Origin of the sequence: Leucobacter sp. NPDC058333, from assembly GCF_042726155.1 — a bacterium.
GTDB lineage: Bacteria > Actinomycetota > Actinomycetes > Actinomycetales > Microbacteriaceae > Leucobacter.
On the sequence record NZ_JBHXHV010000004.1, the window covers coordinates 25,619 to 50,724 of the forward strand.

23 protein-coding genes, 1 tRNA gene and 1 pseudogene are annotated in these 25,106 nt (G+C 66.4%); 15 read left to right on the forward strand and 10 right to left on the reverse strand.

Annotated features, from left to right (window positions below; all coding sequences use genetic code 11):
- Nucleotides 1-33: 33 nt before the first annotated feature.
- Nucleotides 34-960 carry a DMT family transporter gene (locus ACFWHR_RS13015; protein ID WP_382448742.1) on the reverse strand — a complete coding sequence of 309 codons (927 nt, stop codon included), beginning with the start codon at nt 958-960 and terminating at the stop codon, nt 34-36.
- Between ACFWHR_RS13015 and ACFWHR_RS13020 the strand changes: the two genes are divergently transcribed.
- Nucleotides 959-2,362, forward strand: coding sequence for a PLP-dependent aminotransferase family protein (locus ACFWHR_RS13020; RefSeq protein ID WP_382448743.1), 1,404 nt, complete (start codon nt 959-961; stop codon nt 2,360-2,362). The genes ACFWHR_RS13015 and ACFWHR_RS13020 overlap by 2 nt on opposite strands.
- Before the next feature lie 85 nt (nt 2,363-2,447).
- On the opposite strand, the gene ACFWHR_RS13025 is transcribed toward ACFWHR_RS13020, so the two are convergent.
- Nucleotides 2,448-6,995, reverse strand: coding sequence for a choice-of-anchor G family protein (locus tag ACFWHR_RS13025; protein ID WP_382448744.1), 4,548 nt, complete (start codon nt 6,993-6,995; stop codon nt 2,448-2,450).
- Nucleotides 6,996-7,517: 522 nt separating this feature from the next.
- Between ACFWHR_RS13025 and ACFWHR_RS13030 the strand changes: the two genes are divergently transcribed.
- The 6 genes and pseudogenes from ACFWHR_RS13030 (at nt 7,518) to ACFWHR_RS13055 (ending at nt 12,075) form a co-directional block, all read left to right on the forward strand.
- Nucleotides 7,518-9,875 (forward strand): LuxR C-terminal-related transcriptional regulator, encoded by a 2,358-nt coding sequence (locus ACFWHR_RS13030; RefSeq protein WP_382448745.1) that lies wholly within the window; start codon nt 7,518-7,520, stop codon nt 9,873-9,875.
- A 10-nt stretch (nt 9,876-9,885) separates the two neighbouring features.
- Nucleotides 9,886-9,976: transfer RNA gene (locus ACFWHR_RS13035), tRNA-Ser, on the forward strand.
- Between the two features lie 182 nt (nt 9,977-10,158).
- Nucleotides 10,159-10,308: pseudogene (locus ACFWHR_RS13040) on the forward strand (helix-turn-helix domain-containing protein); the annotation flags it as partial.
- 121 nt (nt 10,309-10,429) lie between these two features.
- Nucleotides 10,430-10,771 carry a cupin domain-containing protein gene (locus tag ACFWHR_RS13045; protein ID WP_382448746.1) on the forward strand — a complete coding sequence of 114 codons (342 nt, stop codon included), beginning with the start codon at nt 10,430-10,432 and terminating at the stop codon, nt 10,769-10,771.
- Nucleotides 10,772-10,834: 63 nt separating this feature from the next.
- A complete protein-coding gene (locus ACFWHR_RS13050; RefSeq protein ID WP_382448747.1) occupies nt 10,835-11,734 on the forward strand; it encodes a DMT family transporter in 900 nt (299 codons plus the stop codon).
- A complete protein-coding gene (locus ACFWHR_RS13055) occupies nt 11,731-12,075 on the forward strand; it encodes an antibiotic biosynthesis monooxygenase family protein (RefSeq protein WP_382448748.1) in 345 nt (114 codons plus the stop codon). Before ACFWHR_RS13050 ends, ACFWHR_RS13055 begins: the two co-directional genes overlap by 4 nt.
- A 24-nt stretch (nt 12,076-12,099) precedes the next feature.
- Here the strand turns inward: ACFWHR_RS13055 and ACFWHR_RS13060 are convergent, their stop codons facing one another.
- The gene (locus tag ACFWHR_RS13060; protein WP_382448749.1) at nt 12,100-12,678 is read right to left on the reverse strand and encodes a hypothetical protein; all 579 of its coding nucleotides are present in this window, start codon (nt 12,676-12,678) and stop codon (nt 12,100-12,102) included.
- A gap of 245 nt (nt 12,679-12,923) precedes the next feature.
- On the opposite strand from ACFWHR_RS13060, the gene ACFWHR_RS13065 reads away from it, so the two are divergent.
- The 5 genes from ACFWHR_RS13065 to ACFWHR_RS13085 all read left to right on the forward strand — a co-directional run bounded on the left by ACFWHR_RS13065 (nt 12,924) and on the right by ACFWHR_RS13085 (nt 17,151).
- The gene (locus ACFWHR_RS13065; protein ID WP_382448750.1) at nt 12,924-13,454 is read left to right on the forward strand and encodes a MarR family winged helix-turn-helix transcriptional regulator; all 531 of its coding nucleotides are present in this window, start codon (nt 12,924-12,926) and stop codon (nt 13,452-13,454) included.
- Between the two features lie 13 nt (nt 13,455-13,467).
- Complete coding sequence (locus ACFWHR_RS13070; protein WP_382448751.1) at nt 13,468-14,250, forward strand: SDR family oxidoreductase; 783 nt, start codon at nt 13,468-13,470, stop codon at nt 14,248-14,250.
- A gap of 230 nt (nt 14,251-14,480) precedes the next feature.
- Nucleotides 14,481-14,726 (forward strand): hypothetical protein, encoded by a 246-nt coding sequence (locus ACFWHR_RS13075; protein WP_382448752.1) that lies wholly within the window; start codon nt 14,481-14,483, stop codon nt 14,724-14,726.
- A complete protein-coding gene (locus tag ACFWHR_RS13080; RefSeq protein ID WP_382448753.1) occupies nt 14,723-15,709 on the forward strand; it encodes an SRPBCC family protein in 987 nt (328 codons plus the stop codon). Before ACFWHR_RS13075 ends, ACFWHR_RS13080 begins: the two co-directional genes overlap by 4 nt.
- A 44-nt stretch (nt 15,710-15,753) precedes the next feature.
- A complete protein-coding gene (locus ACFWHR_RS13085; protein WP_382448754.1) occupies nt 15,754-17,151 on the forward strand; it encodes an MFS transporter in 1,398 nt (465 codons plus the stop codon).
- A 56-nt stretch (nt 17,152-17,207) separates the two neighbouring features.
- Here ACFWHR_RS13085 and ACFWHR_RS13090 read toward each other — a convergent pair whose 3' ends face one another.
- A complete protein-coding gene (locus ACFWHR_RS13090; RefSeq protein WP_382448755.1) occupies nt 17,208-17,768 on the reverse strand; it encodes a purine-nucleoside phosphorylase in 561 nt (186 codons plus the stop codon).
- Between the two features lie 366 nt (nt 17,769-18,134).
- Between ACFWHR_RS13090 and ACFWHR_RS13095 the strand changes: the two genes are divergently transcribed.
- Complete coding sequence (locus ACFWHR_RS13095; RefSeq protein ID WP_382448756.1) at nt 18,135-18,443, forward strand: hypothetical protein; 309 nt, start codon at nt 18,135-18,137, stop codon at nt 18,441-18,443.
- Nucleotides 18,444-18,576: 133 nt separating this feature from the next.
- Entirely contained in the window at nt 18,577-19,068 is a 492-nt protein-coding gene (locus ACFWHR_RS13100; RefSeq protein WP_382448757.1) for an S-ribosylhomocysteine lyase, read from the forward strand.
- Here the strand turns inward: ACFWHR_RS13100 and ACFWHR_RS13105 are convergent.
- The 5 genes from ACFWHR_RS13105 to ACFWHR_RS13125 are packed head-to-tail and all read right to left on the reverse strand — an operon-like array spanning nt 19,065 to nt 23,559.
- A complete protein-coding gene (locus ACFWHR_RS13105) occupies nt 19,065-19,781 on the reverse strand; it encodes an HAD family hydrolase (protein ID WP_382448758.1) in 717 nt (238 codons plus the stop codon). The two genes, ACFWHR_RS13100 and ACFWHR_RS13105, sit on opposite strands and share 4 nt — an antisense overlap.
- 2 nt (nt 19,782-19,783) lie before the next feature.
- Complete coding sequence (locus tag ACFWHR_RS13110) at nt 19,784-20,536, reverse strand: nucleoside phosphorylase (protein ID WP_382448759.1); 753 nt, start codon at nt 20,534-20,536, stop codon at nt 19,784-19,786.
- A gap of 29 nt (nt 20,537-20,565) precedes the next feature.
- On the reverse strand, nt 20,566-21,915 hold the full coding sequence (locus ACFWHR_RS13115) for an amidohydrolase (protein ID WP_382448760.1): 1,350 nt from the start codon (nt 21,913-21,915) through the stop codon (nt 20,566-20,568).
- Nucleotides 21,916-21,965: 50 nt separating this feature from the next.
- On the reverse strand, nt 21,966-22,769 hold the full coding sequence (locus ACFWHR_RS13120) for an SDR family NAD(P)-dependent oxidoreductase (RefSeq protein WP_382448761.1): 804 nt from the start codon (nt 22,767-22,769) through the stop codon (nt 21,966-21,968).
- Between the two features lie 4 nt (nt 22,770-22,773).
- On the reverse strand, nt 22,774-23,559 hold the full coding sequence (locus ACFWHR_RS13125; protein ID WP_382448762.1) for an isoprenyl transferase: 786 nt from the start codon (nt 23,557-23,559) through the stop codon (nt 22,774-22,776).
- An 88-nt stretch (nt 23,560-23,647) separates the two neighbouring features.
- Here ACFWHR_RS13125 and ACFWHR_RS13130 point away from each other — a divergent pair, with 88 nt between their 5' ends.
- Nucleotides 23,648-24,319, forward strand: a complete 672-nt coding sequence (locus tag ACFWHR_RS13130) for a hemolysin III family protein (RefSeq protein ID WP_382448763.1) — start codon at nt 23,648-23,650, stop codon at nt 24,317-24,319.
- Here the strand turns inward: ACFWHR_RS13130 and ACFWHR_RS13135 are convergent.
- Entirely contained in the window at nt 24,316-25,053 is a 738-nt protein-coding gene (locus ACFWHR_RS13135; protein WP_382448764.1) for a TetR/AcrR family transcriptional regulator, read from the reverse strand. The two genes, ACFWHR_RS13130 and ACFWHR_RS13135, sit on opposite strands and share 4 nt — an antisense overlap.
- Between the last annotated feature and the right edge of the window lie 53 nt (nt 25,054-25,106).

The following is a 25,106-nucleotide window of genomic DNA, read 5'->3' on the forward strand; positions in this document are numbered from 1 at the left end:
GCCGCGGTTACGCACCCCGGTTGCGCGCCCCGGTTACGCGCCCAGGTTGCGCGCGCGAACCGCGAATAGCGCACACGCAATTACGGCGACGCCGCCGAGGATCGTCGTCCAACCGATCGTCTCCCGCAACAGCAGCGCCGCCCAGCAAATACTCATCACCGGTTGAATCAGCTGCGCCTGACTCACCTGAGCCATCGGCCCGATCGCGAGCCCGCGATACCAGGCGATGAACCCCAAGAACATGCTGACCGCGGCGAGATAGGCGAACGCACCCCACTCGACGGGGGTCGCTGCCGGCGGCTGCTGCGCAATCGCGATTCCGGCCAGCGCTATTGTCACCGGAGAGGCCAGCAGGAGCGCCCACGAGATGGTCTGCCACGACCCGAGCGTGCGCGAGAGCATACCCCCCTCGGCGTACCCCAGCGCACACACGAGCACGGCGGTGAACAGCAGCAGGTCAGCGACGCTCAGGCCGCCGAAGCCGCCACCCTGCACAACGGCAAACGCGAGGGCCGCGGCAGTGCCCGCGGCAGCGGCGATCCAGAACCCCCGCGTGGGGCGCTCACCGGTTCGCAACACCGCGATTACGGCCGTTGCGGCCGGCAGAATCGCGATGACGACCGCGCCGTGGCTCGCTGGCGCGGTCGTCATCGCGAACGAGGTCAGGAGCGGGAACCCGAGCACCACACCCGCGGCGACAATTGCGACCTGCAGCCATTGGCCTCCGCGCGGCATTCGCTGCCGGGTCACGACGAGCGCGACTGCGGCGAACACGGCGGCGATCACGGCTCGGCCCGAACCCACGAACAACGCGGACATATGCCCGTGCCCGACCGCCACGCGCGTGAGCGGCATGGTGAACGAGAAGGCCACAACGCCGAGCAATCCCCACCAGAGTCCAGGGCGCCGCAACAGTAGCGGTTGGGCAATTTTTAGAGTAGCGGTATCGTTGCCGTTCATGAGCCAGAGTAGCAGTGATCGCATCCTCGCCGCGCTTCGCGATTGGATCGCGAGCGCGCCAGCCGGAGCACGACTGCCCTCGACGCGGGCCCTCGTCGCCCAGTTCGAAGCGAGCCCGGTGACGGTACAAAAAGCACTGAAAACCCTGATCAATGCGGGCGCTATCGAAGCGCGGCCAGGTATCGGTACCTTCGTCCGGACCGTACGCGCGGCCAGGCCGAACGATTACGGTTGGCAGACAGCAGCGCTCGGCGCACCGCAGTTTCAGGGAGCAAGCTCCCTCACCGCGCTGCGCACCACGCCGAATAACGTGATAGCACTGCACTCGGGTTACCCCGACAAAGAGCTGCTGCCCGCGCGCCTCGTTCGCGCGGCATTCTCGCGCGCAGCACGCAGCGAGGTCGCCGTCCAGCGATCGCCGACGACGGGGCTGCCCGAGCTGCAGGCGTGGTTTTCCGCGGAGCTCGGTGCGCTGACCCCAGCGGGCGTCACTCCCCCAGCTGACCGCGACGTCGTCGTGCTGCCGGGCAGCCAGAGCGGCCTGAGTAGCCTGTTTCGCGCGCTGGTTGGGGCGGGAAGACCGATGCTCATCGAGTCACCGAGCTACTGGGGCGCGATGCTCGCCGCCGCTCAGGTCGGGGTGAAGCTGGTGCCGATCCCGAGCGGCCCGCACGGCCCTGATGCGGCGGAGCTCGACCGTGCGTTCGCGCAAACTGGGGCCCGAGCCTTCTATGCGCAGCCGAACTTTGCGAACCCCACCGGGGGTCAGTGGTCGGCAGAACTCAGCGATCGCGTGCTCGAGATCGTGCGTGAGCACGGCGCATTTCTCATAGAAGACGACTGGGCGCACGATTTCGGCATTGCCGCCCCGCCGACGCCCATTGCCGCCCGCGACGACAGTGGTCACGTCGTGTACATTCGCTCGCTCACGAAGAGCGTGTCACCCGCGGTTCGCATCGCCGGTCTGATTGCGCGCGGACCCGCGCTCGATCGAATCGTCGCTGACACGCAGGCGCAGTCCATGTACGTCAGCGGCGCACTGCAGGCGGTCGCGCTCGACGTCGTCACGCAACCGGGGTGGGGAACGCATCTCCGGAGCCTGCGGCAGCAGCTCGCCGACCGCCGCGACTTGCTCGTCGCGGGACTCCGCGAACACGCACCGACCGCGCACATTGAGGCCATTCCACGCGGCGGCCTGAATCTCTGGGTGCGGCTTCCCGACGATACGAATGTGGCTGCGCTCGCCCGCGACTGCGAGGCGCGCGGCGTGATGATCGCTGCGGGCGACGCCTGGTTCCCCGCGGAACCCACGGGTCGATACCTGCGACTCAATTACTCGGGCCCGAATCCCGGCGCGTTTCCGGAGGCCGCGAGGGTGATCGGCGAGGCGCTCGGCGCCTAACACGCACTGCGGCCCGGTGCGCCACTCCTCAGAGTGCGTACCGGGCCGCAGTGGTGAGGTGAGAGCCCTTCACGGGCCCCGCTCGCTAGTTGCGCTGGACGCGGTTGCGACGGTGCGATGCCATTGCGATGCCCGCTCCGAGCAACAGGAGCAGGAGCCCCACGCCGCCAACGGCGAGCTGACTCTCACCACCGGTGTTCGTCAGCTGACCGCCACCCGAGGCGTTGCCCGAACCCGACGCGGAGGCCGATGCACCGGACGACGCCGATCCACCCGTGTTCGCCGACCCGCCCGCGGGCTCCACCGTCAGCGTTGCGGGGTCAGTCACCACGTCGGTCTCGCCGTCGGTCGCAACTGCTCGGTAGAGCATGCCGCTGTTCTCGAGCGTGGGTGCCGCAACCGTAAGCTGCAGCCCGTCGTCGGACGTAACGCCCTGGGCTGGCGCCCAATCATCTGCAGCTGGCTCAGCGCCATCGTCAGACGGCACGAACTGCTGCCACTCGACCGATGTCGGTGCTCCCGAGAGGACCTTTACCGAGAACTTCGCGGGTTGGCCCTCGACCACGGTGACGTCTGCGGGATCGGAGACGGCGAGCTGCTCGCCGTCGGCGTCAGCGTCGGCATTCGCCGAAGCTGTCGCGTTTGCCGAGGCCGCCGAAGATGCGTCCGCCGAGGAGGTCGCATCGGAGGCCGCTTCAGAAGCCGCATTCGATGCCGCAGAGGCGTTCGCGTCAGCCGCCGTCGAGGCCGACGCCGAGGCGTTGGCGTTCGATGCCGAGTCTGCCGTCGAATCGGCGGTGGCCGTCGCTGCCGCCGAGGCCGCAGCGTTCGTCTCAGCCGATGCTTCGGTCGATGCGTCGGCCGTCGCTGCCACCGAAGCGGCGGCGTCGGCGGTGACATCCGCCGAAGCCGACGCGTCACTCGAGTTGTCGGCGTTCGCCGCGGCCTGAGCCGCCGCCTGAGCTGACGCGGATGCGTCGTTGTCGGCTGCCGCCTCCGCCGAGGCCGAGGCCGAAGCCGAGGCGTTCGCGTTTGTGGCCGCCGTTGCATCGGCAGTTGCCGTTGCCGCCGCGTCAACGTCCGCGTCCGCATCCGCCGTGGCATTGGCCGAAGCCGCAGCCGAGGCATCCGCCGACGAGGTAGCTTCCGATGCCGCTTCCGAGGCCGCATCAGATGCCGCCGACGCGTCAGCGTTTGCAGCTGCCGATGCTGACGTCGAAGCGTCAGCATTCGATGCCGAGTCAGCCGTCGAATCGGCGCTGGCCGTTGCAGCAGCCGAGGCCGCAGCGTTCGTCTCAGCCGATGCCTCAGTCGAAGCGTCCGCGGTCGCAGCCACCGAAGCGGCAGCGTCAGCGGTCACGTCAGCGGCTGCCGAAGCGTCACTCGAGTTGTCGGCGTTCGCCGCTGCCTGAGCCGCCGCCTGCGCCGAGGCCGAAGCCTCGTTGTCGGCTGCTGCATCAGCGGAGGCAGACGCCGATGCCGAAGCATTCGCGTTCACATCCGCATCGGCGTCTGCGCTGACATTCGCCGAGGCAGAAGCCGAGGCATCGGCCGACGAGGTTGCCTCCGACGCCGCCTCCGAGGCCGCATCCGCTGCCGACGAAGCGTCCGCGTCTGCGAGTGACGAAGCCGAGGCAGAAGCGTCCGCGTTCGAGGCCGAGTCAGCCGTAGAATCCGCGCTCGCTGTCGCTGAGGCAGAGGCCGCAGCGTTCGTCTCAGCCGATGCTTCCGTCGATGCGTCGGCCGTTGCTGCCGCGGAAGCGGCGGCGTCGGCGGTGACATCGGCCGAAGCCGAGGCGTCACTCGAGTTGTCGGCGTTCGCCGCGGCCTGAGCCGCCGCCTGAGCTGAAGCCGAGGCATCGTTGTCGGCCGCCGCCTGAGCCGAAGCCGAAGCTGAGGCCGAGGCATTCGCGTTCACGTCTGCACCGGCATCGGCCTCGACGGTCGTTTCAGCCGTCGCGGTCAGTCCGCTGACCACGCCTGTTGCCGAGAACTCTGCGGTGCCGACCGGGAAGTCGTCCGGCACGTCCCAGGTCGTCTCGAAGGATCCATCGATGTCAGCGGACACAGTCGCCTCACCGTCGGGCAGCGTCACGACCACGTCTTCACCGCTGCCGAAGCCGTCGCCCGTCAGAGTGACCACTCCGCCCTGCGAAACCGGGTTGGGTGCGGCTTCGAGAGTTGCCACGGCCGCGGCCTGCACCTCAGTTTCAGCCGTTGCCGTGAGGCCGCTCGTCTCACCCGTTGCCGAGAACTCAGCCGTTCCCACTGGGTAGTCTGCGGGAACGTCCCAGGTCGACGTGAAGCTACCATCCGCGTCCGCCGCCTCGACGACCGTGGAGCCATCGGGCAGCGTTACTGTGACATCTTCGCTGTCTGCGAAGCCGTCGCCGGCGAGGGTGACTGTTCCGCCCTGATCGACCGGGTTCGGCAGCGCCGTCAGCGTCGCCACTGCAGCCGCCTCAACCTCGGTGTCAGCCGTGGCCGTGAGGCCGCTCGTCACTCCGGTAGCCGAGAAGGTCGCCGTTCCCACCGGGTAATCGGCGGGAACATCCCAGGTCGACGTGAATTCCCCGCTGCCATTCGCCGTGGCCGTCACAGTCGTCGTGTCGGGAAGGGTCACCGTGATGTCTTCACCGTCGTCGAAGCCGCCACCGGTGAGGGTCACCGTGCCGCCCTGCGCGACCGGATTCGGTGTTGCCGACAGCGTCGCGTCGGACGCCGCCACGACCTCAGTTGTCGCGGTCGCCGTGAGTGCGCTCGTCGCGCCGGTCGCCGTGAAGGTCGCCGTACCCGGGGCGAAGTCGCCCGGTACCGCCCACGTCGCAGTGACCGACCCGCCGGTACCGGCGACCTCGGTCGTCGTGCCGCCACCCGGCAGCGCGATATCGACGTCTTCACCCTCGGTGAAGCCGGCACCCGTGAGGGTGACCGTGCCGCCCTGGACCACTGGATTCGGCGACGCCGTCAGCGTCGCTTCAGCGGCCGGTACGAGCACGGTCGACGAACCCAGCTCCAGATTCACGGCGTTTGCGCCGAGCAGCGGGAGCAGGGTGACGCTGAGCGCCCGCACAGTAAAGCCGGCGTCGCCAAAGTCACTGGATCCGCCGACCAGGGTGGGCTGCTCGTTGATCGTGATGTCGAGCACGCCATTCAGCACGGGCTCAACTGCGTCATCGAGTAGTTCGGTCACAATCGGCTGCAGAAACTCGAGCAGCGCGGGCTGGATTCCAGCGATCACGTCGTTGATGACGGGCGTGAGCGCCGAACCGATCGTCGCAATCGCGGGGGTGATGAGATTCACAACCGGCTGAAGTAGCAATCCGACGTTCACCGGAATGGGAAGACCTGGCAGCAGCGTGACACCTGAGACATCCGGGGTCAAAGGAGCGAACCCCGGCTGACCGAGAACGCCGCCGAGGGTCCCCTTAATGGTGATGGGGCCGTCTGCGACATCGAGCGTTCCCAGCAGGTAGTTCACGCTGAGCCCAACCTGCAGGTCGATATTGACGCCGACACCATAGATGCCCTCCGTGATCAGAGTGACCGCTTTGGTGATGAGCGAGTTCGGGCCGTCGCCGATGATGGCGTCGGTGACACCGTCAAGAATTGCGTTCACGGTGACGTCGTCGAGTACCGGAGTATTTGGAGCGAGCGTGCTGAGGGTCGACGCGCCCGAACTGTCGACCACGAGCTCATCGAGATCCACGTGGATCACGCCGCTGCTGAGATCCACGGAGACACTGCCCTCGCTGTTTTCGAGTGGCGTCTGCAACAGTTGCTGCCGGAGCTGGGTCGTGAGCGACGACGTGTCGAGCGACAGGCTGTTGAGCTGGGCGTCAACGAGCGGCAGCGCGTCGATGCCGCTCACGAGATTACCCACGGCCGTTTCAACGCCGCCGCCATCGGCGAGTAGCGCTTCAATCGGGTCGATCAGGCTGCCCGCGAGGGTGTCCACACCGTCAACGAGGTTGCCGACCGCGGGGCTTGAGAGATCGAGCTTCATGCCCGAGAGCGAATACTCGCTCTGTGGCGCACCACTTTCGACTGCACCGTCCACCGCCACGCGTGAGGCAAGCGCGCCGACGCTCAGCGTCGCATCGTCGAGCAGCGCGTTCGCAACCTCGTCGGAGATCACCTGACGCAGCAGCCCGCTCGCGTCGAGCTGCGCCGATTGGAAGCTGCCCGGGTTCTCGATGGGACCGAGGTCGAGTGCGCCGTCAGCCGTGATGATGCCGGAGGATGCGATCTCTGCGGTGTCGCTCGGAGACGAGGCGTAGCTGGACATTGCGCCCAGATCACCGAGGCCGAGCAGGCCGCCGTTAGCCCCGTCATCAAGGAGCGGCAGCTGCGTGGTGCCCGCGTCAACGTTAAGCAACCCGAGCAGTTCAAGGTTGAGCGCGTCGGTATTGGGACCGGCGTTGTCGGGGAACTCGCTGTATGCAGATGCCGCCCCCGCGACATTCAAGCCGAGCCCGTCGATCCAGATCCCGTGCCCGTGGGCAGCCGACTTCGTACCGGTTGACGGCGTCGGCGAATCCGCCGATGCTGCCGTCGCGCCGAACATTGTTGACGCGGCAAGCGCCGTTACCGCGACAAGCCCGACCGCGAGCGGCCGCGAGGGCCCCCGCAATCGCGTTCGCCGTCTGTCTCCTCTGTACCCCACGAGATACCCCCCCTGTCTGCTAACACATGCACCGCGCGTGCGCGGCGGGAGATGGACAAAGTCCACTCCCTATACCGGCGAGGGTATTGATGAGTGTTTGCTGAGAGCCACGGATTCCCGTAATGCGGAAGGTCGCTGGGCGCGCTACTGGCTTCCGCGCATGTATCCCCTGAAATGAGTCGGCCGACTACTGAGACGAATCGTTATAACGCGCGAAGTCAAGGTCTGCACAAACTGAATGTCAGACGGCTATGGTGAATCTAAACCCCGGATGTGCCCGGCGAATGATGGGCGGGTACGGGGCAGTGTCGTCTTTCAAGGGGGGAAGACGTGATTCGTCGCGTTCACAGAAACAGGGTTGAAAGCACCGTCACTGAGCGGCTCATCGAAGCGGTGAGTGCGCCCGGAGTCGTGCTCCTTACAGGGCACCGAGGGAGCGGAAAGTCGCACGCACTGCGGTCGCTCGCTTCGACACTCACCGCCTCAGGGGTGCCCGTCACACCGATCAGCGCCCGCGATGTCGATGCGGCCGCTCAGCTGACGGCAGCATCCGTCCACGCAATACACCTCGTCGACGACGTTGGTGAAGCGTCCGCCGAGGTCATTGCGGCGCTCCTCACTCGAGCTCGCAACGGTGGCAAGGGGCTGTGCGCGATCACGTCAGACCCATCGGCCTCGGAATCCGGGTCGCAGGAGGCGTGGAGCGCTCTGCTCGCACGAACTGGAGACCTGCCGCTCCCGCGCTCCATCAGGCTCGAACCGCTCTCGTTTGCCGAGACGCAGCACATCGTCGTTGAGACGTCGGACGCGCCGCTCGATGCGAGCATGCTCGCCGCGGTATATGCGATGTCCTGGGGGCGACCGGCGTGGCTTTTAGAGCTGACGCACCTTGCGGCGCAGGGAGCGATCACTGCTGAGCCGTGGCCACACATTGATCCTATGCACGCACGCGAGCTTGGGCTGCATACATTCGGCGTGACGGATACGCTCGCCCGCGAGGTACTGACGCCCAATGCCATCGCCGGCGCGGTGGCTCTCGCGCAGCTTGATCCGCGATCGCTGATTGGCCTCGGCGACCTCGTCGGCAGCGACGTCGTTGCGTCGCTGCTCGCGCACGGCATCCTGATCCCTGCACCGCACGATCCAACTCAGTATGGGGTCCCGGAGCTGTTCGCGGGCGCTCTCGAGCACTGGGCCGACTCGGCTCTCGTCGCGCGGGCCGAGGCGCGGGCCGCGCAGGCACTTCTCATGCAGGAGTCGCTCGGTATTCCCCTCTCAGACAGGGAGGCCGCATACTGCACGGCGGTTCCTGACGAGGGCGGCGAAGCGTCGCTCGCCAACCCGTTCCGTGCGCACCTGTTCCATCGCTCAGTGCTCGATGCCCTGAGCTTCGGCAACGGCGGTGAATGTCGCGATTTGTTGCTGCGGGGCGCGAGCGTCGGCATCACTCTCAGCGATCTCGATCGCGCGCGGGCGGCGACCGTGCTGCAGGGTGTGCTTGCAGGCCTTCGGAGCATCGGACTTACGGCCCACTCCGAATCAGAGAGCGATGTCACGAGGATCGCGCGCATCGCGCTCTCTCGCCAATTGCTCGCCGAGTCACCGATGCAGGGTGCAGGATCTGCGGGCGGTTCTGCTCGCTCGAACGAGCCCGCCATCGAACTGCTTTTTTCCCGCTGGAACGATGTCGATTCGATCGTCGCCGATGCTCCGGAACTCGCGAGGATCGCGCAGACGCACCCCTGCGCCGAGGTCGCGCTGCTCGCCGATCAGCTCCTCGATTTCGAAGAGGTGAAGCAGGGCCGAAAGCCGCACGGCACGGCGACGTGCAGCGAGCGCATCGCGCGCGTGACCGACATTGCAGTCGGCAGTGCACCGGAACTTCGCGATCTGCTGGCGGCATCGGCCGTCATCGAGTCGATGATCGCGCTGTATATGGGAGACACCGACGGTAGTGATATCGCGCTCTTCTCTCTCTCGGAAACGCTTCCCGCGTCAGCCATGCACCGCGCGTGGATTCGCCACCTTGGCGCCGCCGGGCAAGCGATTGCCTCCGGCGACATGCCGCGGGCGTATCGCGAATGGGAGCTCGTAGAGGAGCATCTTCCGCGCTTCCTGCCACAACGGCTCGTCGCTTTCGTACGCGACACCGGAAACGCGATTCAGCGGACGCTGAACGGGCACGCCGACAGCGACGGGCCCGCATCCGACGCGGTTGACGACCTCTCCACTCAGTTGATCACCTACTTCAGCGGCCGCATTGACCGCATTGGTCCACGCGCGAGGCGATTCGGATACTTGCACGATGCGCCGAATGACAGCTCGCGGTCACTCGTTGCGACGCGCCTTGCCCGCGCCCATGTGCAGGCCGCGAACGAACAGAATCCGGCCGCGCTTGTGCAGGTCGGCGAGATACTGACGGCTCAAGGGTTCTGGGCACCAGCGGCGTTTGCGCTGCAAGAGGCGCGGCGCATCTTCGTGCGTCGGCGAGCCACGGGCAGTGTCAATCACTGTGCATCGCTGCTGACCGCACTCGAGGCTGCCGCGATGCGCGTCGACCCCTGGTTTCGACTCGCGTCGCTCCCCGATGCCGGCCACCTGCACCTCACACCGCGCGAGGTCGCAACGGCCCGGCTGCTCGTCAACGGTCTCAGCAATAAGGAGATCGCCGTGCGGCTGCGCTGCAGCGTGCGCACCGTCGAATCGCACCTGGCCCAGGCCCGGGCAAAACTCGGGGCTGCCGACCGAAAGGAACTCGGCGCGATCATGCGTGATTTCGCGCTGTACGACCCGCAGACGGATCGCCGTCGACGCGCCGATTCGCGTCAGCTGAGTGCAATGCGCTAATCTCTTTAGCGGTGACGTGTCCGAGCGGCCGAAGGTGCAACTCTCGAAAAGTTGTGTAGGGTAACCCCCTACCGTGGGTTCAAATCCCACCGTCACCGCCACCAGAAACCCCCGCAGGTCCCCTTCTTTGATTGGGATCGCGGGGGTTTCTTCGCTCCCGGAATAACAGGCCGGGGTCCGAGTCAATCGCACACGCGAGCCGTGCACCTGATTCGCGTTCGAGCACCGCAACGGCGGTGCACGAATAGTGCACGATCGCTGCACGTTTAGTGCAGTATGCTATATGGATAACGAAGCAGAGGCGTTAGCGCGGGCCATTGGAGCGCGCGTGAAGCACGAACGCGGCCGACGCGGGTGGACGCTCGACCAGCTCGCTGCAACAGCATCGGTGAGTCGTCGAATGCTCGTGAATGTCGAGCAGGGCGGAGTAAATCCGAGCGTGGGAACGCTGCTTCGGATCTCCGACGCGCTCGGGGTCGGCCTGCCCGAGCTCGTCGAACCACCCGCACCCCGCACCCCGAACCCCGAAGCTCACGCGACACGGGCACGGTGCTGTGCTGTGGACGGGGAGCAAGGGCGGGCGAGGCGTGCTTGTCGCGGGCACCGATTCACCAAACGTCGTGGAGCTGTGGGACTGGACCCTTGGGCCGGCCGAATCACACACGAGCGAGCCGCACAGCGAAGGCACCCGTGAGTTGCTTCAGATACTCACCGGCACGGTCACTATCGCGGTTGGCAATGAGCGCTTCGAACTCGACGAGGGCGATGCCTTGACGTTTGACGGAGCAGTTGCCCACTCGTACACGAACCCCGCGGCCCAGCCCGCACGCTTCACCCTCACGGTCTTCGAGCCGGGAGTGGGTACTGCGCACCGAACGGAGACGACGCATGCCTAGCCCAACTGCCACCGCCAACGAATCTTTCGACACGTTCAGAAATTGCCAAACGGTCGGTGCGCCGTGAGCACGCGACGCGCCACAGGCGGCATCCCACCGTGGTCAATGGCCGTGACGGCCATGCTTGCCGTGCAACTATCGAACGCGCTCTCAGTTTCGGTGATCGAGCAGATCGGCGCTGCCGGCACGGCGTGGCTGCGCATGTGCTTCGGTGCGCTCTTCCTGTGGCTCATCGCGCGACCCGCGCTCCGATCTCTGCGCCGCAGCGAACTCCCCGCACTCATCGGGCTCGGGATCGTAACCGGGTTCATGACCACGTTCTTCCTTGCGGCGGTGGAGCGGATTCCCCTGGGTACGGCGGTCGCGATCGAGTTTCTCGGCCCGCTCACCGTCGCCGGCCTGATGAGCAAACAGCGCAAGGCGCTCATCTGGCCAGCGCTGGCTCTCATCGGCGTTGTGCTGCTCACCGAGCCGTGGCACGGTCGCATCGACCTACCAGGCGTTGGGTTCGCGCTGGCGGCGGGGATTTGCTGGGGCCTATACAACCTGCTGACGCAGCACGTCGGTGACCGGTTTTCCGGAACCAGTGGCTTGTCACTCACCATCCCGATCGCAGCTCTCGCCACGCTCCCGCTGGGATTGCCGCAGGTGCTCGACGGTGCGGCCACGTGGTGGGTCTTCGCGGCAGCCGCGGGAATCGCGCTCATCACACCGGTGATCGCGTTCGGGCTGGAGATGCTCGCGCTGCGCCGCATGACGCACACCGCCTTCGGCACGCTCCTGTCGATCGAGCCCGCGTTCGGCATCATCATCGGACTCCTGGTACTCGCCCAGACCCCGACTCTCATGCAACTGCTCGGTGTGTGCCTCGTCATCACAGCGGGCGCAGCGGCGCAGCGCGGCAGCGCTCGCGGTGAAGAAACAACTCCGGTACACGTCAAGTCAGATCAAGGGAAACCATGAGTACGAAGCCGAAATACAGTTCAACGTTCATATTCGAGACGAAGTCGCTGACGGAGGAGTTTCACCGCTTTGACAGCGAGATCGCTCAGCGCGCCCGCCAGATTCCCGGCTTTCTCGGCGAGGAGACCTGGCACAACGAAGACACGGGGTTGCACGCCGAGGTGTACTACTGGGCTGATCAGAACGCCCTCCGCACGCTCATCAGCATGGACACGCACCAGGTCGCAAAACGTCGCTACAGTGAGTGGCTTGGCGAGTACCGGGTCATCGTCTCTGAGGTGCAGTCCGTATACGGAAACCCCGACCTCGGCCTCGAACACCAGCCAGAACGGGACGTGTGACTCAGGGTTAGTCCCAGAGCTCAATCAGGCGATACGACCGCGCACCCCTTTGCAACGAAGACCGGCACGATCATCCGTTCGCCCTGGCCCGCGGCGAGCGCGCAACACTGAGATCACTGCCCCGAGCACCATGAGTGCACCCATTCCGCAGAGTGCTGCGCCGAAAATGTCGGAAAAAGTCCAGCGCGGGGATTTTTGAGCTGCTAGCTCGGATTCAAGTTCTACTGTTGGCGGCGTCCCGGGAAGATACTTCACCTGTGACCCAACGATGTCCACTTTGCCAGTGAAGTCGTTTTCCCACTGGTCGGGGCCCGAGATAGCCACATAAATGGTCGGCGTTGTGCGTAAACGCGAAGTCACGGCCGATCCGTCTGAATCCGTGAACGTCACCTCCATTTCAACGACGCGGCGTTCGCCGTCGCTCCCCTGAAACACCTTGACACGGGCATCAGACACCGACGCGGTGCGCCCATGATCGATGATTCGCTGAGTTTGCGCACGTGTCTCCGCCGCACTCTTCAGCATGTACACCCCCGCACCGATCATTCCCACCACGATGGCTCCGACGAGCAGCGCTGCAATCGCCGTTTTCCCGTTAGGCAAGTGTCCCCCTATGAGCAGCAACGCTTCGAGCGCGGGTACTCGGTCTATCAAGCAAGCGATTCATTGCGACCTTCCCGGCGACGAGCGTTGAGCATTTTCGGCTGCAGCAGGGCCCGCACGACATCGAGAAAATCGAACACTGCTCATGCTGGCGTGGGGCCAACACCTCAACGATACGGGGCAGCCGGAAGCGAGCGTCAGCAGCTTTACTGTCCTGAAGACACTAAAAGGGTTATGCTCGATACATGAACACGGGCGAAGCTACCACGGCGAAAGCCACAACACCGCTCCCCACGACGTCACTGCCGTATCGCTCCGAACAACTATCGACGCTGCTGGAAGTATTTTCGCTCTGGTCTTCGGGGACGTTCATCGGTCGGCTTGCCAGCAGCGTCGGCGTTGAGCTTGATCAAACCTGCATCTCCGCCGTGACGCACCTCGCCTGGCACGGCGATCAGCGAGCGTCTCAGCTTGCCGCCCGGTTACACATCGGGCCGTCGGCCATCTCGAAACTCACCAACCGCCTGGGTCGCGCCGGCCTCGTAGCGCGCGTCGCAGACCCCAGCGACTCCCGTGCGATTCTGCTTCGACTGACATCCGCTGGCAGCGACGTCGCACAGACGCTTGTTGACGCGGGCGACGCAATGATGAGCGACATCATGCGCGACTGGACCGACGACGACCGCGCCGACTTCAACCGGCTGCTTCGACGATTCCGCGACGACGCGCTCTCACAGGCTGCCTATCCGACGCAGGCTTCCCAACCCGCCACATGAAGAAAGTAGTGAAATGACTCAGCGAACATATCTCGTTACCGGCGCCGCGAGCGGCATCGGAAAGGCCACCGCAGAACTCCTCATTTCGCGCGGCGAGCGTGTAATCGGCGCAGACCTGCAGGGCACCGATATCAGCGCCGATCTTTCGACCAGCGAGGGCCGGCAAGCTCTCGTTGCACAGGCCAAGGAGCTTTCCGGAGGAGTCATCGATGGGGTGATAGCGGTAGCGGGTCTCAGCCACCCGATCCCCGTGACTGCCTCCGTGAACTACTACGGAGCGCTCGCAACGCTCGAAGGGCTTCGCCCCTTGCTTCTCAATTCGGCGGCACCGCGGGCAGTTGCCGTCGACTCGATGGCTTCGCTGCAGACTCACGACGAAGAGTTGGTCGAGATTTTCTTGCACGGCACAGAGGAGGAGGCGCTCGCGCGTTCCGCCACTCTCGCGGAAAAGCCAGAGACCGGCCATCAGATTTACTCCTCAAGCAAGCGGGCACTCGCCCGTTGGCTCCGCACTGCCGCTACGACGGATGAGTGGGCGGGCGCCGGCATCCCCTTGAACGCCATCGCACCTGGCGTCGTCCTCACCCCCATGACACGAGAGCTCGTTGCCACTCCGGAGGGGCGGGCAGCGCTCAACGAGAAGGTCCCGATGCCACTGAACGGGCCGTTCGAAGCAGAAGTCGCCGCGCGCCTGTTGACGTGGCTCGCCGGTGTCGAAAACTCGCACCTCTGCGGACAGATCATTTTCGTCGACGGCGGATTTGACGCTCTGCTCCGAGGCGACAGCACCTGGTAAACCGCTACCGCCCGACCACTCGAGTGCGCGCGCCGAGCGCCGCGTTGCGCAAGTGATCTGCGTTCCGCAAGCCCCACTCCTGCTACTCGAGCTTGCGGAACGCAGATCACTTGCCGAACGCAGCACCCGCATCGTACGCGCGCTCGAGCGCCGCGCCCCATAAGCCCCCCACCACACCCAAGTAGCAACCAAGGTTGACAACCCCGTGCGAAGCAACGTAGGTTGACAGCATGGAATCTACTCAACTCGCGGCCCGCGCCGCCGACCTCAGCGATCCGCGCGCGGGGCTCCGCGCCGTAGCCTCCCTTCGCACGCTCGCCGACACGCTCGAACTGCGACAGGTCGAATCGGCTCTGCGCAGCGGCCTGAGCTGGCAGCAGATTGCCGACGCGCTCGGCGTCACCCGCCAGGCCGTTCACAAGAAATACGCGAAGCGGATCGACCCCACAATCAGCATTCCGCGGAGAAGCTCGTGAGCAAGTTCACTGAGTCGGCCAGCACCATGCATCGGCTCTCGCTGGCCGCAATGGAAGAGGCCTCGCGTCTCGGCCAGCGCACCGCCGACATCGAGCATCTGCTGCTTGCCCTGACCCTCGACCCGGAGCCCGCGGGCCAGGTGCTGCGCTCCCACGGACTCACCCTCGAAGCGACCCGGGTAGCAATCGCAGACCAGCACGCCGAACAACTCGCGGGTGTCGGCGTGACCACCGCAGCTCCTCCCCCTGGCCGGATCGTCTTCCACGAAACCGACGGCTATGCGTGGAGCGACCGCGCCCAGCGCGTGTTCACCCGAGCGAGCGCGAAAGAGTACTCGGGCGACGCGAGCGCAGTGCTCACTGAGCTCCTCGCCGAGCCGAGCGAACTCATCGACGCTGTGGTGCGCCAGGCAGGTGGTGATCCGGCATCGATTTCCCGCGACCTGGTTCACGCCGCTTCGCTCCCCGACACCCGCCCGCGGCGGCAATCGCGCGACCGGCTGGCCGGAACCACCGAGGCGTTCGTTCCTGCCCCGATCGCGGAGGTGTGGACGCTCCTTGCTGATCCGGCGCGCATGCACGAGTGGGAATCTTCGATCTCGAGCGTCGACACCGAGGCACCCGAGCCCGGCGAGCTATGGAACGCCCGCGCAACGACCGAACGACCCGACGGCACACCGCTCAAGATCGTGTCAGGGCTCCAGCGAATGACCATCAAGCTCGTTGAAGCTACACCCGAGTCCCGCATCGCCTGGCGCATCAGCTACCCCGATGAGCCTCGGGCGAACTCACGCATCATCGACATCGGGCTCGAACCGGCGGCCGGCGGCACGCAGCTCCGGATCGCGTTCACCTGGGAGCGGGGCGCGCGCCGACCGCGGTGGCAGCGCGTACTGGCCCTGTTCATGCGCCCCGCCTACCGCTTCGCGATCTGGATTCAACTCGCACAACTCGTCAGCGGAATCAGTCGCTGCTTCCGGTAGCGAACAACGATCGGGCACGACCCGCCGAGCCCTATCCTGTCTACATGGCAGATTCGAGCGCGAGCGACACACATGCACTGACCCCGCCTCAGCGCCTGGTCGTGACGATCGCCATTCTCGCCTCGTTCGTCACGTCGCTCGACATGTCGGTCACCAACGTCGCGCTCCCCCGCATCTCCGCGGAGCTCGGCGGCGGCCTCAGCACCCAGCAGTGGGTCGTCGATTCCTACCTCGTCACGCTCAGCGCGCTGATGCTGCTGGCCGGATCCATCGCCGACGCGTACGGCCGCGTGTTCATCATGCGCATCGGCCTGATTGGCTTCGGCATCGCGTCGATCGCCGTCGGTCTGGCGGTCTCCCCCGAAATGATGATCATCGCTCGCGCACTGCAGGGGGCGGCGGGTGCGTTCCTGCTGCCGAGTTCGCTCGCGCTCATCACGTCGCGGATTTCGGGGCCCGCACAGGGGCGCGCGATCGGCACCTGGACTGCTGCGACCACCGGCGCCATGATCATCGGTCCGCTGCTCGGCGGCCTGTTTACCGACTATCTGTCGTGGCGGCTGGTGTTCTTGATCAATGTGATTCCGATCGGGCTGACGCTCTGGATGCTCGTGAAGCTGCGCGGCACCGACGACCGCAAGCGCGGCGTACGCATTGACTGGTGGGGCGGGGCGGCGGCCGCGATCGGGCTCGGGCTCGCGGTGTGGGCGCTCATCGAGGAACCCGCGCACGGCTGGGCGAGCCCGACTATCTGGGCGCCGCTCGCCGCTGGTGTCGTGCTGCTCGGCGGCTTCCTGTGGTGGCAGACACGCGTCGCGTCGCCGATCTTGCCGCTATCGCTCTTCACCGTGCGCAACTTCTGGGTGGGCAACCTGGCGACGCTGTTCATCTACGCGGCGCTGTCGCTCAACGGTTTCGTCATCGGCGTGTATCTGCAGAATCCGAACGGCCCGGCGCTCACCGCCACGCTCGCGGGCCTCGCGAGCCTGCCGATCACCATCTTGATGGTGTTGCTGAGTTCGAAGGTCGGCGCGCTCGCCGGCCGCTACGGCCCGCGCTTCTTCATGTCGGTCGGGCCGCTGCTACTGGGCATCGGCGCACTGTTGCTGCTGCGCGTTGACGCGCCGTTCTCGTACTGGTGGCAGGTGCTACCGTCGATGATCGTGATCGGGTTGGGCCTGTCGATCATGGTCGCACCGCTGACCGCGGCGATCCTTGGCTCTATCGGGCCGGAGCGCAGCGGCATCGCGTCGGCCGTGAACAACGCGATCTCGCGGGTCGCCGGGTTGATCGTGATCGCACTGCTCGCGACCATCGTGGGCGGCCAACTCGATCTCAGTGGCTTCCACTCGGCCGCGATCGTCACCGGGTCACTGTTCTTCGCGGGGGCGATTGTGTCGTTCCTGGGGATTCGGAATCCCCGGGCTGCGGCGACGAGCTAGCGCCGCACGGCGCCGCGCAGCGCAGCAGCCGTGTGCCCGTGTTCCCATGCCGCCGGTTACGCCAAGCGCGCCGCCCAGAACTCGCGCAGCTGCTCGCTCTTGCGGAACACGATCTGATCCCACTCCTCGCCAGTGGTCGATGAGTCAGCGAAGTCCGACGGAATCTTGAACACCTGCAGCGCCACCCCGAACCGCGCACACACGCTCGCGTAGGCGTAGGTTTCCATATCGACCAGGTTCGCTCCGAGACCCGCGATCGCCGTGCGCTGCGCATCATCTTGCACAAAGACATCACCGGTCGCGATCACGGCGGTTGCAGCGGCGGGCAGGATCGCCTCGCCGGCCGGCACCAGTGTCGGCGACGGCAGCGAGAAATCATGCTGCACCGCTGCACCGATTTGGTAGATCTCGTCGAGCGACGGCCGATCGGGCGCATCGCTGACGACCCCCGCGGTGCCGAGTACGACGACCCGCTGCACCGGGCGCTCTGCGAGCTCCGCCGCGAGCGCGACGGCGGCGTTCACCTTGCCCACCCCCGTGACCAGGTGCGGCACATCGGCAAAGGCGGAGGCCTCGTCACAATGGGCGAAGACGAGCAGGGTTGTGAGGTCAGACATCGGCGCTCCCAGCGGCGCTTCCGCGCCCGTTGATCAGGATTTTCCCATCCAGACTAGCGCTTTTCGAAAATGTGTTCTAATATGAGGAGTCGGGTCCACGAGCCGTACGCATGATCGCCAGAAATGGCACGTCGAGATCACCTCAACTCTGCGTCAGTCGCCGTGAGATCCACCGAGCACCGAAGGCCTTCAGACGAGGCTGGTCCCCAGATGAGACCGGTGCTGATGCGCTCCGCTATCGATCGTAGAGATCGTGCGGGCTGTACCGACGCAGCCCCAGCGATGCAGCGCCGGGCTCCACGGAGCCCACCCCCGAGAACTGCTCGGGGGAAACGCACCATGACGGTGCGTGTAGGAAGGAACACCATGACTCTGCATACTCGTATGCCCAACACCGCAGGCGCCCGGCTCACCGCCGTCGCTCCCCTGCGCACGCCCTACCACTCGCTCAGCAGCGCCGACGACATGCTCGTCCCTGACTGGGCGCAGCGCCGCTCCGTCTACCGCAGCTCGGGGCGCACGCTCTACGTTGTTGAGACCGATCGTCTCAGCGACGCCCGCAGCGACTTGAAGCGCCTCGACCGCGCAGGCTGGGACGTGACCGTCTCGAAGCCGGTTGCCGGCGATCACGCTCGCATCGCGTTCACGCGTAAGGACCTTGCGCGCGCGGCATAACCGACGCGCACTTTCTGGCAGGATCAACGGGCCGGCACCCTCGGGTGCGGGCCCGTTTTTCGTTGTCCGCACGCACGCTGTCATACGCCGACACGCACGAAAATGCCACTGCAGCGCTCGATACACTGAGGCCATGAGCGACGTCGAACTTGCCGAAGTTGAGAGCTTTTCCCTCGATCACACGAGGGTGCTCGCACCCTACGTGCGGCTCATCGGAGTGGAGCACGGGCCGCACGGCGACGCGATCTCGAACTTCGACATTCGACTGGTGCAGCCGAACGAAGCCGAGATTCCGACGGCCGGTCTGCACACGATAGAGCACACGCTTGCCGCCCTGCTGCGCACCCGCTTCGAAGGACTCATCGACATCTCACCGTTCGGTTGCCGCACCGGCTTCCACCTCATCGCGTGGGGTGAGCCGAGCGTCGAGACACTCGCCTCTGCGATCAAGAGTTCCCTCGAAGACCTCGTCGAGCGCGTCACGTGGGAGGACGTGCCCGGCACCGAGGCCGTGAGCTGCGGCAACTACCGCGACCACAGCCTGCACTCCGCGAAGGAATGGTCGAAAATCGTGCTCGACCGGGGCATCAGCCTTGACGCATTTGACCGATCGCGACTGGCCTAGCTCGCGAGTCGCGCGCCCCACTCGTCGACCAGCCCGGGCAGCTCCGCCATGTCGCTGAACACGTGCGCGGCGCCGGCTGTGCGCAGCGCCTCGCGGTCGGTGCTCACCGGGCTGTCGGGCGAATACGCAAACACGGTTGCCCCGGCCGCGGCGCCTGCCGTGACACCCGCGACCGTGTCCTCGACGACCAGCGCGGTAGCCGCATTGACACCCAGGGCCGCGGCTGCGGCCAGATAGACGTCTGGCGCTGGCTTGCTGCGAGCCTGCTCCATGCCACTGAACACTCGGTCGCCGAACCAGCGGCCGAGACCTGTGACCGTGAGCTGCATGGTGATCTTGACGCGATCCGCACCAGAAGCGAGGGCGATGCGATCGCCGAAGCGATCGGCGATCTCCGCGAGCATCTGCTCGGCGCCCGGGATGGGCCGCACGCTGTCGCGCAGGGCGTCGTCCCGGCGCACGTGGAACGCGTGAATCCACTCTTCCGTGATCCGGACGCCCGTGTGCTCAAAAATCACCTCCCACTCGTCCACCAGCGCGCGGCCGATGAATGTGCGCACGGCCTCCTCTTCGCTGATCTCCCAGCCGAGCTCGCCGAGCATTTCCGCGATCAGGCGAACGGTGATCAATTCAGAGTCGACGAGCACACCGTCGCAATCAAACAGCACCGCCGAGAAGCCGGGCCCCGGCTCCGCCGCTGCGATTCGGGTCACGCCTAGGCCACCAACACGTCGAGCGCCGCGGTGAGCGCGCCATCGACCGCCCGAGTCACAATCTCGCGGTACGGGTCGTAGCCATCCATAGCCTCGTCTTTCGCTGCAAGCGGGTTGCCGTCGATCGCGAAGACAGCCCCCGACTCGATGCCGTGGAGTGACGCGATAACGAACAGTGCGGCCGCCTCCATCTCGACCGCGACGATGCCCGCCCGCTGCCACATCTGGTGGTCGATGCCGGTGATGACGTCACTCGGGTAGAACATGTCACCGGTGAGCACGATGCCGCTGTGCACGTTCAGTCCCGACTGCGCTGCCGCTGCCTTCAGCGCGATCGTCAATTCGGGCGTCGCGATCGCGGGGAACTCCGTCGGTACGAGCTGGTGGCTGACGCCGTCGGCGCGCACAGCGCCGGTAGCGACGACGATCGCGCCGTCGACGACCTCGGGCTGAATGCCGCCCGCGGTGCCGGAGCGGATGATGCGGGTGACCCCGCCGCGTGCGAGTTCCTCGAAGCACACGGCTGCACCGGCAGCGCCGACGCCGTGTGACGCGACCGTTACTGGCACACCCTTCCAGCTGCCCGCGTACACGTGGTATTCGCGGTTGGCGGTGAGCTGGCGAACGTCGTCGAGTCGCTCGGCAACGAGCGCGGCGCGGGCCGGATCGCCCACCACGAGTGCGCGGTCTGCCAGGTCAGAAACGCGGGCGCGCAGCAGCGGCAGTTCGGCGCCGGAGGGAAGTCGTACGGGCATTGGAGGCCTTTCGTTCAGATCAGTCAGAATCAGTGTGCGGTCGCGGCGGCCGCGGCGTTCGCTGCGGTCAGTCGTGCGCGGGCGGCAGCGGCCCGCAGGCGGATCTCGTCGGCGTCGAGCGTCAGGTGCTCCCCCTCGGCGTAGACGTGGCGTCCGCCGATGAAGACGTGGCGCACGTCGGCACCGGTGGCCGCGAAGCCGAGGTGCGAGATGAGCGAGGCCGCTTCGAACGGAACGGCGCTGGATCCCGTGACGTCGAGCGCAATCACGTCTGCCAGGCGGCCCACCTCGAGCGCCCCGGTCTCGGGGAACCCGACGGCCTCGGCTCCGCGTCGCGTCGCGATATCGAGCACGTCGGCCGCGCGCACGATGGCGGCGTCTTGTCTGGCTCCGCGGTGCAGAATCGTGCCCGTCTTGATCTCCTCGAACAGGTCGAGCGTGTTGTTGCTCGCGACCGAGTCGGTGCCGAGCGAGATGCGCAGCCCGGCGGCCTGCCACTCGGGCAACGGGGCAATACCGTTGCCGAGTTTCAGGTTCGAGACCGGATTGTGGCTGACAGCGGTTCCCGTGCGCGCGAAGAGCGCGATCTCGCCCTCGGTCAGGTGTACGCAGTGCGCCGCGAGCACATCTGCCTCGAACAGTCCGAGCGAGTCGAGGTGGTCGGCGGGCGTCGCCCCGTACCGCTCCTGAATCTGCGCGACCTCTGCCGCCGACTCGGAGATGTGCGTGTGAATCGGGATGCCACGCTCGATCGCTCGGCGGGCGATGTCGCGGAGAAACTCGGGCGGGCAGGTGTACGGCGCGTGGGGGCCGTAGGCGATCCGCACCTGCGCGTCGCCGGCGAACTGCTCGGCGAGCGCCTCTGTCTGGTCCGTTGCCTCAGCCCCGTTCCACGGCGAGACCCCCGGAAAGCCAACCGCGTCGGGGGCGAACGACGCGAGCGCGACCAGCGCGCGCATACCCGCCGCGCGCACGAGCTCGATGAGCTGCGCATCCCAGTGGTACATGTCGGCGAACGTCGTCGTGCCGGTCTCGATCATCTCGACCATCGCGAGCTGCAGACCCACCTCGACATCGTCGTGAGTGAGGTGCTGTTCGAGGGCCTGCACGGCCGCGAGCCACGGCATGAATCCCTCGTCGTCAGAGACACCTCGGAGCAGCGTCATCGCCGAGTGCGTGTGGCCGTTCACGAGGCCGGGCATCAGTACGTGCCCGCCCAGTTCGTGTACCACGCGGTCACTCGCCGACTCAGCGTCGGGCCGGGCCGGGCCAACGTAGGTGATGCGTCCGCTGCCATCGAAGGCGAGCTCTGCGTCGGTGACGACGCCGCCCGGGGTCAGCATTGCGTCGGCGCGCAGCACCGTTTCGTGTTCGCTCATGCGCGGCTCCGTTCTCGAGTCAGTGTGTGGTCTGGGCGTGAAGGATCAACTCACCAGCCGGGCGTCGCCAGCATTCCGCCGTCGACGGCCAGATCTTGACCGGTGATAAAACTCGCTCCGGGCGAGGCGAGCAGCACGCAGGCCCCACCGATGTCGGCTGGCGTCGCGAGCCTGCCGAGCGGCGCGTGGCTGAGCCAGCTTTCGACACCCGCGGGCCAGTCCTGCGCGAGACCCGGCCGGTCGACGAGTCCCGGTGACACCGTGTTTACCCTGATGCCGCTGGGTCCGAGTTCGAGTGCCGCCGCCCGCGCGTGCATGACGAGACCCGCCTTCGCCGCCGCGTAGTGCGCGTGCGCCGGGCTCGGACGCGAGGCTTCAATCGAGGCGATGTGGGTGATCCAGCGATCCCGCGCAGCGTGCCGCTCTCGGTCGTTCGCCATCACGGCAGCTGCTGCCTGCGACAGCTCGAATACGGCACCGAGGTTCGTATCGAGCACCTCGTCCCACTCGCTGCGAGCAGTCTCGGCGAGCGGCGTGACCGGTTGCACGCCGGCGTTGTTGACGAGCCCGTCGAGGCCGCCCAGCGCGGCAGTTGCCGCGGCGATCAGCGCCCGAGCCGCGCCCGGATCCGTGAGATCGGCACGCACCAGTTCAACCTCGGCGCCCGCGTCGCGCAGCTCGCGCATGAGCGCACCCATCGTGTCGTTCGACGACTGGCTTGCGCCCCGGTAGTGCAATGCGAGTCGCGCACCGGCGGCCGCGAACGCGCGCGCAATGCCGCCGCCGACGCCGCCGGAAGCGCCGGTAATCAATACGCGCTGGCCCGCGAGGTTTGGTCCAGTCTGAATGGTCATTGCCCTAGCCCCCGAGCCGTCGCTGCCGTGATGAATAGTCGCGCAGAGCGCGCAACAGATCGACCTCGCGCAGGTCGGGGTAGAGCGCCTCAACGAAGTAGAACTCGGAGTGCGCCGACTGCCAGATCATGAAGTCGGAGAGTCGCTGCTCGCCCGAGGTGCGAATCACGAGGTCGGGGTCAGCTTGCCCGCGCGTCCACAGGTGCTCGCCAATGAGCTCCGGCGTCAGCCGCTCGGCGAGCGTGTCGATCGTGCCACCAGCGGCCTGGTGCTCGGCGATCACGCTGTGCATTGCCGCCGTGATCTCGCTGCGTCCGCCGTAGCCAACCGCCAGGTTGATGTGCAGCCCGGCACGGTTCTCGGTCGACTGTTCCGCGTCGCGCAGGGCTTCGGTCAGCTCGGGCGAGAGCCCCTCGCAGGTGCCGACGTGCTTCACCCGCCAGCCGGGGTGCTCCGCGAGGAGGCCCGCAAGTTCGGCGATGATGCCGAACAGGTCTTCAAGTTCCTGGCGATCGCGCGCGCCAAGGTTGTCTGCGGAGAGCAGATACAGCGTGACGGTGCCGACCCCGATTTCTTCGCACCAGCCGAGAAACTCGGGAATCTTGCGCGCGCCGGCCCGGTGGCCAAACGCGGCGCGCTCCTGCAGCCGCTGCTTCGCCCAGCGCCGATTACCATCGACGATCACGGCGATGTGCTGCGGCACCTGCTTCGGGTCAATCTCGCGCCGAAGGCGTCGCTGATACAGCCGGTAGAGCAAACCGGCCCGCGGATTCGACGGCTGGGCACTCACGTTCCGAGTGTACCGGGCCGGGGCTTAGCCGCTGCCGATCCCCGCACATATGCGTCAACGCAACTGTGGGGAACATACACTCGAAGATATGACGTCGACGAGCCCCATCGCCGCTCCCCCGACGTGGCGCGGGTGGATCCACGCGGCCACCTTCCCGCTCACGATCATCGCGGGAATTGTGCTGATCACGGTGGCGCACGGGCCGGTCGCAAAATGGGCGTCGCTCGTGTATACGCTCTCGAGCATGCTGCTCTTCGGAGTGTCGGCGCTCTATCACCGCTTCAGCTGGAAGCCGAGCACCAAGCAGGTGTTCAGGCGGCTCGACCACGCAAATATCTTCGTACTCATCGCGGGCACCTACACGCCGATTGCGCTGCTGGCGCTGCCCCTCGACAAGGGCGTGTTGTTACTCGTGCTGGTGTGGATTGGCGCACTGCTCGGCATCGGCTTCCGCATGTTCTGGCTCGACGCACCGCGCTGGTTGTACGTGCCGCTGTACGTGCTGCTCGGCTGGGCGGCGATGATGTACATCGTCGACATCGCGCACGCGAACTTCGCAGCGATGGTGCTCGTCGTGGTCGGCGGGCTGCTCTACACGATCGGATCTGTCGTGTACGGCATGAAGCGCCCGAATCCCGTGCCGGGCGTGTTCGGATTCCACGAGATCTTTCACGCGCTCACCGTGCTGGCGTTCTTCTGCCACTGGACGGCGGCGCTGCTGCTGGTGATCGACCCGTACTATCTGCGAGCAGGCAGCTAGCGGCTAGGCGAGCTCAGGCCGAACCTCTCCGCGGTAGCGGCGACCCAGCGCCCGAGAATCTCCTCACCAAACACCGACAGCTCGGGGCCCAGCTGCCCGAAGATCTCCGCGCTCACCAGGCCGATGAGCGCCGTCCAGGCCTCGACAGCGTCCGCGGCGAAGCCCGGCACCGCGAGCGCCTCGGCGGCGAGCGCCGCACCGACTGTCGCCTCCTGCCCGACGAGTTCAGTGATGCCCCCGCTGAGCGTCTGCGCTAGCCCGTCGCTGACCGGGGGACGCGGGGAGCGACGCGCAGCGGGGTCGCCCTGTACCAGAATGAAGAGGAACTGCAGCATGACGCGGGTACCCGCGGGGGTGGTCTCATCGGCGGGGGCCGCGTATCCGGGCACGGGTGATCCGTAGATCAGAGACCACGACGCGGGGTTGGCGGTGCCCCAGGCGCGCACGCTCGTCGCGAGCTGTCGGAGTCGCTCGTCGGGCTCTGTGGCGGTATCTGCCGCCTCCGCTGCCTCGGCCAGCTCGGTATAGGCGTCAACGACAAGCAGGGTGAGCAGCGCGTCGCGATTCGCCACGTGGCGATAGATTGCGGACGATGCGACGCCGAGTCCGCGAGCAATCTCGCGCACAGAGAGACCCGCTGCCCCCGTTTCTGCGAGCTGGTCTCGGCCGAGGCGCAGGATCCCCGCGCGCATCTGCGCGCGGGCCTCGGCGTGCGTGCGGCGTGGTCGTTCCATGTGCATCAGTGTGTCAGCAGCGCGGCCTCGACGCAATTTTGCGATCACTGCTC